This is a genomic window from Flavobacterium johnsoniae UW101, from assembly GCF_000016645.1.
In the GTDB taxonomy this organism is placed as follows: domain Bacteria; phylum Bacteroidota; class Bacteroidia; order Flavobacteriales; family Flavobacteriaceae; genus Flavobacterium; species Flavobacterium johnsoniae.
Genome location: NC_009441.1, coordinates 191,330 through 207,821, shown reverse-complemented (window position 1 = coordinate 207,821; position 16,492 = coordinate 191,330). Strand labels below are relative to the sequence as shown.

At 33.4% G+C, this 16,492-nt stretch carries 13 protein-coding genes; 3 read left to right on the top strand and 10 right to left on the bottom strand.

The window, feature by feature from the left end; genetic code table 11:
- Positions 1-7: 7 nt before the first annotated feature.
- The 3 genes from FJOH_RS01060 to FJOH_RS01050 form a co-directional block, all read right to left on the bottom strand.
- Positions 8-1,744, bottom strand: a complete 1,737-nt coding sequence (locus tag FJOH_RS01060; RefSeq protein WP_012022304.1) for a PspC domain-containing protein — start codon at positions 1,742-1,744, stop codon at positions 8-10.
- Positions 1,745-1,747: 3 nt separating this feature from the next.
- Entirely contained in the window at positions 1,748-2,080 is a 333-nt protein-coding gene (locus FJOH_RS01055; RefSeq protein WP_008464689.1) for a PadR family transcriptional regulator, read from the bottom strand.
- 156 nt (positions 2,081-2,236) lie between these two features.
- Positions 2,237-2,692, bottom strand: coding sequence for a DUF4870 domain-containing protein (locus FJOH_RS01050; protein WP_044047385.1), 456 nt, complete (start codon positions 2,690-2,692; stop codon positions 2,237-2,239).
- A 254-nt stretch (positions 2,693-2,946) separates the two neighbouring features.
- On the opposite strand from FJOH_RS01050, the gene FJOH_RS01045 reads away from it, so the two are divergent.
- On the top strand, positions 2,947-3,399 hold the full coding sequence (locus FJOH_RS01045) for a DUF4442 domain-containing protein (protein ID WP_012022302.1): 453 nt from the start codon (positions 2,947-2,949) through the stop codon (positions 3,397-3,399).
- A gap of 150 nt (positions 3,400-3,549) precedes the next feature.
- Here the strand turns inward: FJOH_RS01045 and FJOH_RS26895 are convergent, their stop codons facing one another.
- The 7 genes from FJOH_RS26895 to FJOH_RS01015 form a co-directional block, all read right to left on the bottom strand.
- The gene (locus FJOH_RS26895; protein ID WP_159436655.1) at positions 3,550-3,708 is read right to left on the bottom strand and encodes a hypothetical protein; all 159 of its coding nucleotides are present in this window, start codon (positions 3,706-3,708) and stop codon (positions 3,550-3,552) included.
- Between the two features lie 137 nt (positions 3,709-3,845).
- Positions 3,846-6,086, bottom strand: coding sequence for a multicopper oxidase family protein (locus tag FJOH_RS01040; protein ID WP_012022301.1), 2,241 nt, complete (start codon positions 6,084-6,086; stop codon positions 3,846-3,848).
- A gap of 9 nt (positions 6,087-6,095) precedes the next feature.
- Entirely contained in the window at positions 6,096-8,609 is a 2,514-nt protein-coding gene (locus FJOH_RS01035; protein ID WP_012022300.1) for a heavy metal translocating P-type ATPase, read from the bottom strand.
- A gap of 236 nt (positions 8,610-8,845) precedes the next feature.
- Positions 8,846-9,406 (bottom strand): helix-turn-helix domain-containing protein, encoded by a 561-nt coding sequence (locus tag FJOH_RS01030; RefSeq protein ID WP_012022299.1) that lies wholly within the window; start codon positions 9,404-9,406, stop codon positions 8,846-8,848.
- A gap of 4 nt (positions 9,407-9,410) precedes the next feature.
- Positions 9,411-9,941: a DUF3347 domain-containing protein gene (locus FJOH_RS01025; RefSeq protein ID WP_012022298.1), complete on the bottom strand. Its 531-nt coding sequence runs from the start codon at positions 9,939-9,941 to the stop codon at positions 9,411-9,413.
- Positions 9,942-10,053: 112 nt separating this feature from the next.
- Complete coding sequence (locus tag FJOH_RS01020) at positions 10,054-10,434, bottom strand: hypothetical protein (RefSeq protein ID WP_012022297.1); 381 nt, start codon at positions 10,432-10,434, stop codon at positions 10,054-10,056.
- 72 nt (positions 10,435-10,506) lie between these two features.
- Positions 10,507-11,340, bottom strand: a complete 834-nt coding sequence (locus FJOH_RS01015; protein WP_012022296.1) for an AraC family transcriptional regulator — start codon at positions 11,338-11,340, stop codon at positions 10,507-10,509.
- Between the two features lie 103 nt (positions 11,341-11,443).
- Here FJOH_RS01015 and FJOH_RS01010 point away from each other — a divergent pair, with 103 nt between their 5' ends.
- A complete protein-coding gene (locus tag FJOH_RS01010; protein ID WP_012022295.1) occupies positions 11,444-12,610 on the top strand; it encodes an MFS transporter in 1,167 nt (388 codons plus the stop codon).
- A 626-nt stretch (positions 12,611-13,236) separates the two neighbouring features.
- Positions 13,237-16,479 (top strand): SusC/RagA family TonB-linked outer membrane protein, encoded by a 3,243-nt coding sequence (locus tag FJOH_RS01005; RefSeq protein WP_012022294.1) that lies wholly within the window; start codon positions 13,237-13,239, stop codon positions 16,477-16,479.
- Positions 16,480-16,492: the final 13 nt, after the last annotated feature.

The window sequence follows — 16,492 nt, the reverse complement described above, 5'->3', positions numbered from 1 at the left end:
TTGGTTGTTAGTTAATTTTTATAATAACTCCGTTTTTATCAGTTGTTAATCTTCCGTTAGTTTTTTTACCGTTTAGAACTTCTTTTCCATTTATTTTAATTGAAACTTCTTTTACAGTATCATTGTCGATTGTATTTACTTCGTCAGAATCGTTGTCATTGTCACTGTCATTATCATGATCATCTGCCGGACAATTCAGGCATTTAACTTTTGAACCTTCAACTTTATAATCATAATTTCCATCATGATTTAGGTTAAAGAAATCATCATCGTAATTAAAGTAATCTCTAACAGAACTGTCTGGTTTAAGCAATTGACCTTCTGGTAAATAAAGGTATATGTCAACTTCTTGTCCTCTGAATTTGTTTTTTATATCAGTCAGAAAATAATTATCCAAAATTAAATGATTTCCGTTAATTTGAAACTTGTAATTAATTTTTTCTGCTCTTTTTTTAGCATTTGTAAAAGAGTTTCCTCTTGCACTTTTTTCTATTTGAACAAACGGAGCTTTTTCATCTGTATGTAAAACATGTAAGCGTACATCGTTTGAATAAATTAATTCGTTATTGGCAGAATCCTGAACAAATTCAAATTCTCTATAATGATTTAAGCTTTTTGCATAGTAGTCACTGTATCTGAATTTTACATATAATGTATCTGTTGGGTTGATGTTGAAGGCTTTTTTCTCGATGATTTTATTATCGTGTGAAATTTCAGTTGCCTGTTTAATTCCAATGCTTACCAAAACTGCAATTGCAATAATCCAAATAGCTAAAAGAGTATATTTTGTAATGTTGCCAATTGATTTTAAGTTTGGAGATAACAATTTAAATCCTAAAAGAGTTAAGAAGAAAAATGGAATCCCTACAGCAAAAAACATCAATAAACCAAATGACCACAATGGATATTCTGTAAAGTTTCCTGCTTCTATAAAATTCTGCCATGGAAATTCAACAAAAAGGTTAGTTCCTAAAGTAAAAACTCCAACTAACAGCATTATTAAAGTTGAAATTCCTGCGATGATTAAAATGACACCTAAAAATTTAGCAAAAATTTTAAAAACAGTCATAATAAAGTCTCCAAATGAACTACTTATTCTCTCAGCTCCTGACTTTACCTGATTTCCCATTTTATCATAATCTGCATTTTTAAATTTTTCAGATAATGAATCAATTTCTTCGCGAACTTTTTTTTCGATATTAGAAATTGTAACCGGTTCTCCTGTCATCTCTAATTTTTCAGAGGTTGTAACGGCTTCAGGTGTTACCACCCAAAGCACGAAGTAAGCTAAGATACCAGTTCCAAAACCAGCAAAAACAAAGATTAAGAATACGATTTTAACCCATACAGCATCAATTCCAAAATAATGAGCTAATCCAGTTGCAACACCTCCAACCATACCGTTTTCTTTATCTCGGTATAATTTTTTATGACGCCTTGTGTTATAACTGCTGTTAGATTGACTTGTGCTTTCCTCGTCTTCGATTCTGTAATCTTCCGGCTGTCCCATAACCGCAATCACTTCATCTACGTCTTTCAGTCCAACAACATGTTTCTCGCTTTTTTGTTTTTCTGTTAATAATTCAGAAACACGCATTTCGATGTCTTTAATGATTTCATCTTGTCCAGATGAGTTGTTAAGTGATCGTTTTATAGCGTCAAAATAGCGTGATAATTTTAAATATGCATCTTCATCGATGTGAAAAAACATACCGCCTAAGTTAATATTTACTGTTTTGTTCATGACTTATTGATTTTGATTGGTGATTAAATTTACAGCGTCAGACAATTCTGTCCAGGTACCGCTTAGTTCGTTTAAAAATGTTTGTCCTATTTCGGTTAATCCATAATATTTTCTTGGTGGTCCGGATGTCGATTCTTCCCATCTATAATTTAGTAAACCGTCATTTTTAAGCCTAGTTAACAACGGATAAACAGTTCCCTCTACAACTAGTAATTTTGCGTTTTTTAAAGTGTCTAATATTTCAGATGTATATGCGTCTTTTTCTTTTAGAACTGATAAGATGCAAAACTCAAGAACACCTTTGCGCATCTGTGCTTTTGTGTTTTCAATGTTCATAATTTCATTTTGTTTTTTTTTGATTGAACAATTCGTTTTTTGATTGATGATGATTTGATTGATGATTGATTTCGAAACTATATATTGATTGATTGTATGCTGGTTTCGACTATAACTTTTAATTTTTTAGATCTCGCACTTTGCGAATCCAAAATGTTACTTTATAAAAGGTATCGTCAGCGGATATTTGTATAATTCTCCGTTTGAAGCTTTTATCGAAGCATAAATCACTAAAAAGAATTCAACAAATTTTAAAAGTCCAAAAAGTATTACTGCCGTTGCTCCAATGCTTAAAAGACCAATGTTGCCTTCAAAATTGAAATTTCTAATGTAGAAATCGTGATCGTTAAAAATGGCTTCAATTGGCAGGTTTTGCAAAAAAACTGTAACGAAAATTGGAATAGCGATTAAAGCTAAGATTAACGTGTAAAGCAATAAACTTAGTTGAAAGTTTAACGCCTGTTTTCCGTGGTGGTCTACAAATTCTGATTTGTCTTTGTAGCTCGACCAGATTATAATTGGGAAAATATAATTTCCAAACGGAATAATGTATTGGCTTAATGTACTTAAATGTGTGAATGCCGAAGTATTCTTTTCTGTTGATTTTTCCATGATGAGTGGTGTTGATGATTGCATGATTAAAAGTATATAGTAATTTCTTATGCAAATATATGTCTAAAAAACAGTATCTTGTTTTACATAGTAGTAAATATTAACAAAATATTAACAAATTTATATCTGTTAGATTTTGATTAATTAATTGAAAATCATTGGTAAGTATTGATTTTGTTGGGGTCATTAGAAAGTAAATACGAAGTATTGTGCGTGCATAGTTTTTTTGTATTTTTACATAAAAAATATATCAAATGGCAATTTCAGTATCGAAACTCAACAAATTTGTATTATTCAAATTACCATCGGCATACTTTTGCGGTGTACGTGTAAAAGCAATCGACAAAGACAGATGCATAGTAAGTGTAAAGCACAGATGGATAAATCAAAACCCGTTTAATTCGATGTATTTTGCTGTTCAGGCAATGGCGGCAGAATTAACAACTGGGGCTTTGGTGATTTCGCAGATTCAGCAAAGCGGTAAAAAGATTTCTATGCTGGTTGCTAATAATAAAGGGAACTTTACAAAAAAAGCAACGGGCAGAATTACTTTTGTCTGCAACGACGGACATTTAATTGCTGATGCAATCAAAAAAACAATTGAAACAGGAGAAGGCCAGACTTTTTGGATGAAATCTATTGGAACTAATGAAGAAGGTGTTCAGGTTTCTGAAATGGATTTTGAATGGAGTGTCAGGCTGAAATAAGTTTTAAAGTTTTTTCTGCTAAATATTCAACAGATAAAAAAGGATTTAAATTTGCTTCTTTTTATTTATACAATATGCAGTAAGAAAAAGCAAACCATAAAAAAAGGCTTCAAATATTTGAAGCCTTTTTGCATTTTATATATGCTGCGATTATTTTTTAGCGCAGCATTTTTTGTCTTTTTTATCATCTGTTTTTTTGCAGCATGATTCTTTTTTAGCTTTTTCTTTTTTAGGATCTGGTTTTGTGTCTTGTGCTTGTACACCAATTGTAAATAAAGCAATAGCTAAAACGGCAAATAATTTTTTCATTTTTGTATAATTTAAATGTTAGATATTTTTCTTTTTTGATTGAAGATGTTGATTCAAATATAATACGATTTAGTTTTGGAAATTGTCAATGATAAGTTAATATCTAAATGTTTATGCAGTCTCTATGAGACAATTTTTTAATAATTCAAATTCAATCCAAATCCAATTCCCATATCGCTGTCATAATGTGTGGTAATTCCAAAGTTACGGGCAACAATATATTTTAATCCGGCCATATATTCTTTATCCGTATTCCACATTAAATTCATTCGTAAACGTCTCGAAAGCGGAATATCTTTTCTTTCAAACTGAATTCTCACATTTCCATCTGTATACATTTCAACCTGGGCCTTTATGAGCATTGGCAGTGTATATTCGGCACCGATGCTAAAAACTGAACGATTGTCTTTTGTGTTTTTTTGACCAAAAAGGTTTTGTTCCTGTTCGTCTATTCCCATTTTTCTGTATCGCCAGTCAAAACCTATAAATGGCATAAACCATTGCATTTTACCAATATAACGGCCAATATGAGTTTCGGTTTCATAACCGTGTTCATTATTATAACCCAATCTCCATTCAGTGCCTATGCTCCAGCGCGTGTTGCTGTACATGGCTTCTCCGTCGTTTCCGTTTGAAGCAAAATCATTTTCGGCCATGAAATGAAACATACGATCGTCCATTTTCAGCATTTTGTAAGCCATTTCAGGATGATGGATTAACGGATTTGATGCTGAATTTTCATAACTAAAAATACGTCCCATTCCTGCCATCATGTGATACAATATGTGACAATGAAAAAACCAGTCACCATCGGCATTAGCTGCAAATTCGATCGTATCAGTTTCCATCGGCATAATATCCAGAACATTTTTCAGTGGAGAATAATCGCCGTGTTCGTTTAAAACTCTGAAATCATGTCCATGTAAATGCATCGGGTGGCGCATCATCGATCCATTATATAGAGTTATACGAACAATTTCTCCTTTTTTGATTAAAATTTTATCGGTTTCAGAAATCACTTTATTGTCTAAACTCCATACATAACGGTTCATATTTCCTGATAATTCAAAGCGAAGTTCTTTAACAGGAGCATCTTTTGGCAGATTCGTTTTAAAAGGCGATTTAAGCATTCCGTAATTTAAAGTAACAATTTCCGGATTTTCTGTGCTGTCACTTTCCATTTTCATTTCTTCCATATTGTGACCTGAATGATCCATCGCTGGTTTTGAATTTTCATCTTCACCGGAAATTTCAGGATACATTACGGCATTCATATCCATTTTATTGAGCGACATATTCATGCCCATGTCATTCATTTCTCCGTTCATTTTCATCATGTCGTTCATCATTTTCATGCCGCTAAAATATTTTAATTTTGGAAGATGATGAACGGGTTGTTTTGTTCCGTTGCCTAAAAATAAAGATGCAGATCCGGTTCTGTCTTCGGCTGTGGCCAAAAATGCAAAGGATTTTTTGTCCTCAGGAATTGTTACGACAACATCATAGGTTTCAGAAACTGCAATAATTAAACGATCGACTTCTACAGGTTCAACATCATTTCCGTCGCTGGCAACAACTGTGATTTTTCCGCCGCCGTAAGTCAGCCAGAAATAACTGGAAGCTCCTCCGTTTGCAATTCGCAGTCTTACTTTATCACCTGCCTTAAACTGCGAAAGCTGGTCTTCGTTTTTTCCGTTAATTAAAAATTTCTCATAATAAACATCACTCACATCCATGGCATTCATACGTTTCCATTCATTAGTGACTTTTGTAGGGAACTGTCCTTGTTTAAGAGCTTCAAAATAACTTTGCGTTGTTCCTTTTTTTATTGCGAACCAATCATTTGCATTGTGCAGCATTCGCTGAATGTTTTCTGGTTTTAAATCAGACCATTCGCTTAGAATAACCGGAATCGTTGGCAGATCATCAATGCCTTTTCGAATAGTTGGATCGTCTTTTTTCTTGTTGATGATGAAAAGTCCGTACAAACCAATTTGTTCCTGTAAACCAGAATGACTGTGGTACCAATACGTTCCGTTTTGAATTATCGGGAAAGTATATTTATGTGTTGTTCCCGGTTTAATAGGCATTTGCGTAAGATAGGGAACGCCGTCTTCTTTATTAGGCAGAAACAATCCATGCCAATGCATTGCAGTATCTTCGTTTTTTAGTTCATTGTGTACATAAATTTCAGCAATATCCCCTTCAGTAAAAGTCAGCGTAGGCATCGGAATTTGTCCGTTTACTGTAAGAGCACGTTTTTCTTTTCCGGAAAAATTGACAATCGTATCCCGAACATGTAAATCATAACGAACTACCTTTTGTGCTTTTGCATTAAAAGCAATCAAAATAACAATTAGTATAACACGTAGTTTCATATTGATTTTTTAAAGATTTAAATTTCGTAATCGTAAAGCATTTGCAATTACCGAAACTGAACTTAAACTCATAGCCAGCGCAGCCAGCATTGGCGAAAGCAAAATCCCAAATACAGGATATAAAATTCCAGCCGCAATTGGAACTCCTAAAACATTGTATATAAAGGCAAAAAATAAATTCTGTTTGATATTTTTCATAACACAAAAGCTTAATTTATGAGCTTTTACAATTCCGTTTAAATCTCCTTTTACAAGCGTAATTTTAGCACTTTCTATGGCAACATCAGTTCCGGTTCCCATTGCAATTCCAATATCGGCTTTTGCAAGTGCCGGAGCATCATTGATTCCGTCTCCTGCCATTGCCACAACTTTTCCTTCGGCCTGCAGGCGTTCAATTTCTTTTAGTTTATCCTCTGGAAGACAATCCGCTTTAAATGAACTTAAATGAAGATGATCTGCTACTGCTTTTGCAGTGTTTTTATTGTCTCCGGTAAGCATTATAACTTCAATTCCCTGATCCATTAAATCTTTAATAGCTTTTGCGCTGGTTCCTTTAACAGCATCTGTTATAGATACATAACCGACAGCTTTATTGTTTACAGCAATATAAGAAACGGTTTTGCCTAAATTTTGCTCGGCAATAATCTTAGTTTCTAAATCATCAGGAATAGAGGCGCCAATTTGATCCATCAGTTTTTTATTTCCTAATGCTGTTTTTGAATTATTCACGGTTCCTAAAACTCCTTTTCCGGCAACAGCTTCAAAATTGGGAACTTCAAGTAAAGATTGATTTTTTTCTTTGGCAAAATTTACAACGGCTTGCGCCAAAGGATGTTCACTATGCTGATTTAGAGAAGCAATATTTTGAAGCAGAAAATCTTCATTATTATCAATCGCATAAATTTTCTCAACTGTTGGTTTCCCTTCTGTAATTGTTCCGGTTTTATCAGTAATTAGAACATCGATTTTATTCATGTTTTCGAGTGCTTCGGCATTTTTTATCAGAATTCCGTGCTGAGCACCTTTTCCAACGCCTACCATAACTGACATAGGTGTTGCTAGTCCTAAAGCACAAGGACAGGCAATAATTAAAACAGCAATTGCATTTATTAATCCGTATATATAAGAAGGTTCCGGGCCAAATTTTGCCCATATAATAAAGGTTAATATAGAGATACCAACAACTGTAGGCACAAAATATTTAGCAACCCGGTCTGCCAGTTTTTGAATTGGTGCTCTGGAACGGCTAGCATCGTTTACCATTTGGATAATCTGCGAAAGCAACGTTTCTGAACCTACTTTTTCGGCAGTCATTACAAAAGATTTTGTTCCGTTGATGGTTCCTGCAATTACATTATCGCCCGTTTTTTTATCAACCGGAATAGGTTCTCCGGTAATCATGGCCTCATCGATACTGCTTTCTCCAGACGTTATTTTTCCATCAACCGGAATTTTTTCTCCGGGTTTAACTCGCAGTAAATCTCCTTTTTTAATGTTATGAATAGAAATTACTTTATCATTTCCGTTTTCTACCAAAGTGGCTTCAGTTGGAGCCAGTTTTAACAATTCTTTAATGGCGCCGTTTGTCTGCCCGTGTGCTCTCGCTTCTAGTAACTGACCTAATATGACTAAAGTTGTAATTACAGTTGCAGCTTCAAAATAAAGATGAATCGTTCCGTGATGCGATTTGAATTCTGCCGGAAAAATATCAGGAAAAAACATTCCTGCTATACTAAAAAGAAATGCAACGCTGGTTCCAATTCCTATTAAGGTAAACATATTTAAATTCCATGTTGTAATAGATTTCCAGGCGCGTACAAAAAATATCCATCCGGCATAAAATAAAACCGGAATTGAAAATATAAACTGAACCCAGTTCCATTTTTCAATTGACATGATTTTAAAAAGAGGATTATCCGGAATCATTTCTGACATTGAAATAATGAAAATTGGAAGCGTGAACAATGTCGCAATTTTCATTTTCTTTAATAAGTCAGTATAAGTTTTGTTGTCTTCAGATTCAGAAGCCTGTATTGGTACTAAATCCATTCCGCAGATTGGGCAGTCGCCAGGTTCATTAGAAATAACTTCCGGATGCATTGGGCAGGTAAATTGTGTTCCTGCTGCAATTTGAGGCACTAAATCCATTCCGCAAACCGGACAATCTCCGGGTTTGTTATAGGTTTTATCGCCTTCACAATGCATTGGGCAGTAAAAAACTCCTGTTGCATTATGAGGTATGGCAGCTTTTTTTGCGTGATCGTGGTGAGAATGTTCTTTTTTTGATGAACAGCATGATTTTACAGCATTTTCTGCTGTTTTCATTTCAATAGTATAGTTTCCTGCAGCCGATAAAGCTTCCTGAAGTTTTTCGGTTGCGACATGTTTATCCATAGTAATAGTCGCTTCTCCTGGATTTAGGTTTACTTCTGCGTGAATACCTTCTATCTCATTTAAAGTTTTTTCGACTTTGGTTCGGCATCCGTTACACGACATTCCTGAAATTATATATTGATGTTCCATTGCTTTGCTTTTTTGTTTACAATGCAAATTTCCAAACTAATGATTACTTCGGGTTGTAGAATTTTGAGAATGATTTGCAAGATTTACAAAAGGTTTTTTTTAACCGCAAAGGGCGCAAGGATTTTTGCTATGCTGGGTTTTATATAAAAAAGCAAAGTTCGCAAAGCTTTGTCTTAAAACATCTTTGCGAACTTTGCGTAAATTCTTTGTGTTCTTTGCGGTTAAAAATCAAAAAACTACAAATTCTCGATCTGAATACGCATTTTATCTTTTGATTGCTTGAATGAAGTAGGAGTAAAGCCCGTAATTTTTTTAAACTGATTACTTAAATGTGCTACGTTGCTGTAGTTTAAAAGATCAGCAATTTCACTTAAGGAAAGCTCATTGTAAATTAAAAGTTCTTTTACTTTCTCTATTTTCTGGCTTATAAAATACTTTTCAATAGTTGTGTTTTCAATCTCAGAAAATAAGTTGCTTAATGTGCTGTAATCCTGATTGAGGTTTTCGACTAAATAATCAGATAAATTAATTTTTAGTTCGTTGTTTTTATGATGAACCAAATCAACAATCAGATTTTTAATCTTCTCGATTGTTTTACTTTTTTTATCATCTAATAAATCAAAACCTAAATCCTGAAGGTTTTTAAGTAAAGCTTCTTTTTGATCTTCGGTTATTTCGTTTTCTAATTCTACTTCGCCAAGTTCAACAGAAATAGTAGGAAGTCCGAGTTTTTCAAACTCAGACTTCACGACCATTTTACAGCGGGCGCACACCATATTTTTGATGTAAAGCGTCATATTTTTATTTGATGGTTTCTACCACGTTTCCGCAGGTTAGCATTGAAGAACCATAATACGGATTTTTAACCGCTTTTTCTTTGCTTAACCAGTCAGCATCGGCCATTGGACAGTATTGTTTGTAAATTGGCTGATCCGGATTTGAAACTTTTATTAAATCGTAAGTGTTTTTAGATAATGATTTAAAAGACTCACGCTGTTTTTTAAGATCTGTATTTGACGAGATTGCTTTTGCATCGGCAGTTAATTTTTTAACTACTTTCATCCAGACAGTATGTTCGTTACTTTTTAATTTATCCATTTTTACAGCACTAATTGCAGTTAGTAAACTTGCTGCTTTTGCCGAAGTAGTTTTGGCATCACTTTTAATCAAGGCATCTTTTACAGCAAAATAGTTGTCAAAAACGGATTGTAATTCACCAGAAGCTATAACATCTTCTGTGTTGATTTGTGATTTTATTTCGTTTGCTGTAATAGTGTTTACAGAAAATAGTATTGTGATGGCTGCTAAAACAGCTGTTGTTGAATTTTTCATTTTTATGTGTTTTTTTAAAGAAAGAACTTTTTTCTTTAGGTTGTTTTTATTGAATTTTAATGTGTAATAAGTTTCTCAACAAGACCCATTTATGGCTGTTAAGAATGTTATTTTATATTTTTGGAGGTAACCAAATTGTAGTGAAACCATCAGAAATGTTGGTTTTATTGTAATACGTAATGGATTTTTTTACAGAGAAATTAAAGTTATTCTGAAAACTAAAATCGCTTGATACCGGAATACTCAATTGGAAAGATGAGGTTGTGCAGTTGGTATGACTGCATTTTCCGTTGCAGTCGTGTTTTTTATTTTTCGATTTTGACGTTTCCTGACAGCAGCTTTTTGTACAGCAGCTGTTTTTCTTTTTTTCTAGAGCAGTTTCTTCTACATGAGATTTTTTTAGAGTATGATTCCCGCATGCATAACCAGAAACCGGAATCAAAAAGAAACCAATCATTACTAACAGAAATGCTATGTAGACTTTTTTTGTCAAAAGAAAAATTTGTTTGTTTTACAAAATTAGATAAAAATATTTAGGAGAAATGCTCTTTTAGGATTTCAATAACTAAAGCCTTTTAAAATCAGTAGGCTTCATGTTTCTTTTCTTTTTAAAATAATTAGTCAAATGGCTCTCGTCTGTAAAACCAAATTCATAAGCAATCTGCTTAATAGGCAATTGATTATTTTGAAATCTTTTCTCTATTAATGTTGTCCTCAAATTATGGATATAATCGCGATAACTTATTGAAAAAGTTCTTTTAAAATAAGCACTGAAATACGTCTGGGCAATATTAAAATGTTCAGCAATTACTTTTATTTGTACCAGTTTTGGCTGATAAATATTCTGGTGAATGTAATTTGCAATTTGTTCATTATCGATATGAGTCGAAGTCATCTGCAGATTCATGCATCGAATAGTTTCTTTTATTAAACCAAAAATCGAAAGAATCTGATAAAAAACAATTGGCGAATTCGTTACATCAATATATTGGTCATATTTTGTAATGTTCTCAACCGTATTTCTAAGAATCGTTTTACAGGGTTCGCCAAATTTTAAAACCGTTTCTTTTAGAATTTTATCACGCATAAAGTTTTCCGGCGTATGAACCAGAAATTCGTCGCAGGTAAGGTTTTGTTTTGAGTTGAAATAATTGTCTGTGAATTTGATGAAAATAAAACGAGTGCTTTTTTTAATATCAAAGTAATGCTCGTCATCTGGTGAAATTACAAACAAATCACCGGCTTTATACGATAACAGATTGTTGTTGATATGATGCACACCGCTTCCTTTCTTTATATAAATGATTTCATAATAAGTATGAGAATGCGGCGGGAGATGAAATTTTTCTTCTTCAAACTCATCAATCATAAGTGTTTTGAATTGATTTAATTTCGGCATAACATATATTTACAAATTTATATCGCAAATATACAATTTATTTCTGCTGTATGGGTTTTAAATTTGCATCGTAGAAAGTTAATTCCCTTTCTCTCTTAATCTTATGAAAAAAAGTCTTATTGCATTGTCATTTGGAGGTTTAACAATCGGTATTACCGAATTTGTAATGATGGGCCTTCTTCCTGATATTGCCTCAGATATGAAAGTCAGCATTCCTGTAGCTGGATATTTAATCTCTGCATATGCTCTGGGAGTTGTTATTGGTGCTCCTTTATTAGTAATACTTGGAAGAAATTTTCCGCCTAAAAAAATGCTTTTAATTTTGGCAGCAATGCTGGCAGTTTTTAATGCTTTGTCTATAATTGCACCGACGTATAATATTTTATTTGCTTCCAGATTCTTGTCTGGATTACCGCATGGTGCCTTTTTTGGTGTTGGAGCTGTAGTTGCAAGCCGCTTAGCTGATAAAGGAAAAGAAGCCCAGGCAATTGCTATTATGTTTTCGGGTCTTACATTGGCTAATTTAATTGGAGTTCCTATTGGAACTTATATTGGGCATAATTTTATCTGGCGTTATACCTTTGTTTTAATAGCTGTTGTCGGCCTGCTTACCTTTTTGTTTATTTCATTGTGGATGCCGCATTTAGATAAAGGTGAATCAGTAAATATGAAGAAACAATTAGAGTTTTTTAAAAGAAGAGAAGCTTGGCTGATTATAGGAATCACGGCAATTGGATTTGGCGGATTGTTTGCATGGATCAGTTATATTGCGCCGTTATTAATTAACGTGTCAAAATTTGCAGAAGGTGATGTATCGTATATTTTAATTCTGGCAGGTCTTGGAATGGTGGTTGGAAACTTCGCCGGCGGTAAATTGGCAGATAAATATTCGCCTGCGCCTACAACATTAGCTTTACTTTTTATAATGTCAGTTGATTTAATATTAGTGTATTTCTTATCCTCAAATCAATATGTTTCTTTGTTTCTGACTTTCTTAACAGGAGCTATTTCTTTCTCTGTTATTGCGCCAATTCAAATGTTAATGATACGAACAGCAAAAGGAGCAGAGATGATTGCTTCGGCTTCACTTCAGGGAAGTTTTAATATAGGAAATGCTTTAGGGGCTTTCTTGGGCGGATTACCTTTGAGTGCCGGATATAGTTATGCTTCACCAAATCTTATAGGTGTTGGAATGTCGGTTATAGGAATGCTTATTACCTTAACCTTAATTAAAACTCACAAAAACAGCTTAAAGCTTCAAAGCGCATAAGATTTATTTAAATTTAGTTTGTTAATCAACCCTTAGATGATTCTAAGGGTTTTTTTATGCCCAAAATTTTTTTAGAGTTGTTTAATGATTAAATGAATGTAAAAAGGAAGGTTTATTATTCTATGCTTCTATATCCAAAATCGAGTTTTTAGAATAAAAACTTGTTAAAAAATGAGGTGTATTTAAAATAATATCGTTTTCGTAACGGTTTTTAAATGTCAAAAACACACTTAAAAAAATCTTAAAATCTAAACATGTAATCGATTGTTTTTTTTGAAAAATCGCAGCAAAACATCTATTTATAATAATATATTTAATATTTATATATCAATAAAATTACATTTGTCGTATAAAAAAGCATATTTATTTTTGATTTGTAATTTTATTTATGAATTTTTTATGAATTTTAATTTTTTATATAAAAAAAATATCTATGTTTGTGTAATCGATTACAACTTTAAAAAAAAGTTAAAATATAGGCCTCTATAAGTGATTTTATCAGGCTGAATCACCGATTTTGTTCAAATAGAGTTGTTTTTAAACTTCTTATAAAAAGTAGAATTGATATACAAAAAACTAAACCACAAAAAACCACTTTAAACAATTAGTAACTTAAACAATCAACCATGAATTTTAAAGATTTATTAAACAAAGGAGCAAATCGTTGCTTTGCAGTTGTTTTTTTATTGTGCTTACTGATGAGCAGTCGAGCTATGGCTCAGACTGTGACATTGGAAGGAACTGTTAAAGACGCAGCAGGGCTTTCTTTACCAGGAGTTAATGTCTTGGAAAAAGGAACAAAGAACGGAACTTCTACAGATTTTGACGGACGCTATAAGATTAAACTCAGTAATCCGAAAGCGATTCTAAGTTTTTCTTTTATAGGATTTAAAACTAAAGACGTATCTGCAGAAGGTAAAACCAAAGTAGATATAGTTTTAATCGAAGATTCTAATAACTTAAATGAAGTAGTTGTAATTGGTTATGGTACAGCAAAAAAAGGTGATTTAACAGGTGCTGTGTCTACTATTTCAGGTAATGATTTGAAAAAAGTTCCCGTAGCGAATGTTGCTGAAGCTTTGACAGGTAGAATTGCCGGTGTACAAGTAACATCAGCAGAGGGTTCGCCTGATGCCGATATACGAATTAGAGTTCGTGGAGGAGGATCATTAACTCAGGATGCTTCACCTTTAATTATTGTAGATGGATTTCCTATCAATAGTATGAATGATATTTCTTCATCTGATATTGAAACAATGACTGTTTTAAAAGATGCCGCTTCTACTGCAATATACGGATCTCGTGGTGCAAATGGGGTAATTTTGATTACAACAAAAAGTGGAAAAGACGGAAAAATTTCTGTGAATTTCAATATGTTTTATGGTATGAAAACCATGGCAAATGAAATAGATGTTTTGTCACCTGAGGATTATACTAAATGGCAGTACGAGTATGCTATGCTTTCACAAACAGGAACAAAAGTACCTTCAGATCCAACTTCTTATACTAAGTATTTTGGAAATTGGCAGGATCATGATATGTATAATGGTTTAAAAGGAAATGACTGGCAAAAACAGATTTTTGGACGCAGAGGTGAGGTGCAGAGCCGTGATTTAGGAATTAGAGGCGGAACAGATAAGCTTAATTATAACTTTAATTATGCTCATTATGATGAAAAGGCAATCATGCTGGGTTCAAATTATAAAAGAAACAACCTTGCTTTGGCTTTAAAAAGTAAAGTAAGCAATAAAGTTGACGTTGGTTTTACAGTACGTTATTCTGATACTGAGATTGATGGTGGAGGAGTAAACGAACAAAATGAAAAATCGGCTACAGATTCACGTATGCGTACTATTGTTGGTTATGCGCCAATTCCGGTATCAGGTTTAACTTCTGATGATGTTTCTGGAGACGGAACAGATATATTGGTAAATCCTTTACGATCTATTTACGATAACAACCGTCAGCAGTTCCGTAAAAACTTCAATATGTTAGGAAGTTTTGGATGGGAAATCGTAGATAATTTGAAATTTAAAGTAGACTTAGGTCTTGATAATTATAACAGTTTAGATTATCGTTTTTATGGACGCAGTACTTACTATGTAGCTAATACGCCTGCTAGTACTCTGCAAGGTAAACCGGCAATGGTTATTACTGATGGTAAAGAGAGACGTTTTAGAAATGCTAATACTTTGAATTACGATTTCAAAAAAATAATGGGAGAAAACCACCATTTAACAGCATTGATTGGTGAAGAAAGTATTAATTATGAAGTGAATACAGTGACTTCTACTATTCATGGATATCCTTCTTTTTTCGATTTCAGCCAGGCAAAATCGCTGACATCACAAGGAACTCCGCAGGCAGTTGATAACTATTATAACCCAGACGACAGATTATTGTCATTTTTTGGACGTGCCAATTATGATTATAAAAATCGTTACATCTTATCAGCTACATTTCGTGCGGATGGATCAAGTAAATTTTTACCACAAAACCGTTGGGGATATTTCCCGGCATTTGCTGCAGGATGGAAAATCTCTGAAGAAAGTTTCTTAAAAGGTAAATCATGGATTGATCTTCTAAAAATAAGAGCAAGTTATGGTGAAGCAGGAAATAATAATATACCTGTAGGACAGCAGACTCAAATTTTTCAATCTATTCCAACAGCATGGATTAATGGGGTAACTAGTGTTTGGGCTATTCCTAAAACAATGCCTAACCCAGATTTGAAATGGGAAACTACAGTAACACAAAACGTTGGTTTGGATTTTGGATTTTTTAAAAATCGTTTAAGCGGTAATTTTGATGTCTATAAAAATGTTACAAGTGACTTATTAATTAATTTCCCAGTTCCAGGATCTGGATATGATTATCAATACCGTAACATGGGAGAAACTCAAAACACAGGTTTTGAAGCTACTTTGAATGTTGTTGCAATTGAAAAAGCTAAATACGGATTAAATTTCTCTTTCAATATGGGAGTAAACAAAAATCGTATTAACTCATTAGGGGTTATGAGCAATTTTGGAGCAGCTACAAACTGGGCTTCTTCACAAATTGGAGACGATTACTTAATATCAGTAGGTTCTTCTTTAGGAACTATGTACGGTTATAAAAATGACGGAAGATATGAAGTTTCTGACTTTGATTATGTTGGAGGAAAATATGTTTTAAAAAGCGGTGTAGTTGCTACAGCTACAACTTTAGTTGGAGACGGAAGTTCTCTTAAGCCTGGAGATATGAAATTGAAAGATGTTAATGGCGATGGTAAAGTGGATCTGACAGATAAAACAGTTATTGGTAATATTAACCCTAAAAGTACCGGAGGTTTCGTTATTAACGGAAACGCCTATGGATTTGATTTAATGGCGGCTTTTAACTGGAGTATTGGTAATGAAGTATATAACGCTGATAAAATTGAATTTTCTACAGCCAATGCTTCAGGGCAGTATAAAAATTTAAATTCTACAATGGCTGATGGAAAAAGATGGACAAATTTAGATCCTGTTTCAGGCCAGTTAGTAACAGACCCTGATGCATTAGCAGCTCTTAATGCTAATACAACTATGTGGTCTCCATACATGAGAACTGCTATATTTACTGATTGGGCAGTGGAAGACGCATCATTTTTAAGATTGAATACGTTAACATTAGGGTACACAGCACCTGAAATGTTTACATCTAAGCTTGGAGTTTCTAAATTAAGATTTTACATGACGGCGAGCAATGTTTTTGTTTGGACTAAGTATTCTGGTTCTGATCCGGAAGTTTCAACAAAAAGAAAAAACCCACTTACTCCAGGGGTTGATTCAAGTCCTTATCCAAGAAGCAGACAAATGGTTTTTGGGATGAATCTTAATTTCTAATTTTAAATTATCA

Bases quoted from the DNA above. Each gene is read 5' to 3' on its own strand.
- FJOH_RS01060 (WP_012022304.1), bottom strand. From the start codon at position 1,744: ATGAACAAAACAGTAAATATTAACTTAGGCGGTATGTTTTTTCACATC.
- FJOH_RS01055 (WP_008464689.1), bottom strand. From the start codon at position 2,080: ATGAACATTGAAAACACAAAAGCACAGATGCGCAAAGGTGTTCTTGAG.
- FJOH_RS01050 (WP_044047385.1), bottom strand. From the start codon at position 2,692: ATGGAAAAATCAACAGAAAAGAATACTTCGGCATTCACACATTTAAGT.
- FJOH_RS01045 (WP_012022302.1), top strand. From the start codon at position 2,947: ATGGCAATTTCAGTATCGAAACTCAACAAATTTGTATTATTCAAATTA.
- FJOH_RS26895 (WP_159436655.1), bottom strand. From the start codon at position 3,708: ATGAAAAAATTATTTGCCGTTTTAGCTATTGCTTTATTTACAATTGGT.
- FJOH_RS01040 (WP_012022301.1), bottom strand. From the start codon at position 6,086: ATGAAACTACGTGTTATACTAATTGTTATTTTGATTGCTTTTAATGCA.
- FJOH_RS01035 (WP_012022300.1), bottom strand. From the start codon at position 8,609: ATGGAACATCAATATATAATTTCAGGAATGTCGTGTAACGGATGCCGA.
- FJOH_RS01030 (WP_012022299.1), bottom strand. From the start codon at position 9,406: ATGACGCTTTACATCAAAAATATGGTGTGCGCCCGCTGTAAAATGGTC.
- FJOH_RS01025 (WP_012022298.1), bottom strand. From the start codon at position 9,941: ATGAAAAATTCAACAACAGCTGTTTTAGCAGCCATCACAATACTATTT.
- FJOH_RS01015 (WP_012022296.1), bottom strand. From the start codon at position 11,340: ATGCCGAAATTAAATCAATTCAAAACACTTATGATTGATGAGTTTGAA.
- FJOH_RS01010 (WP_012022295.1), top strand. From the start codon at position 11,444: ATGAAAAAAAGTCTTATTGCATTGTCATTTGGAGGTTTAACAATCGGT.
- FJOH_RS01005 (WP_012022294.1), top strand. From the start codon at position 13,237: ATGAATTTTAAAGATTTATTAAACAAAGGAGCAAATCGTTGCTTTGCA.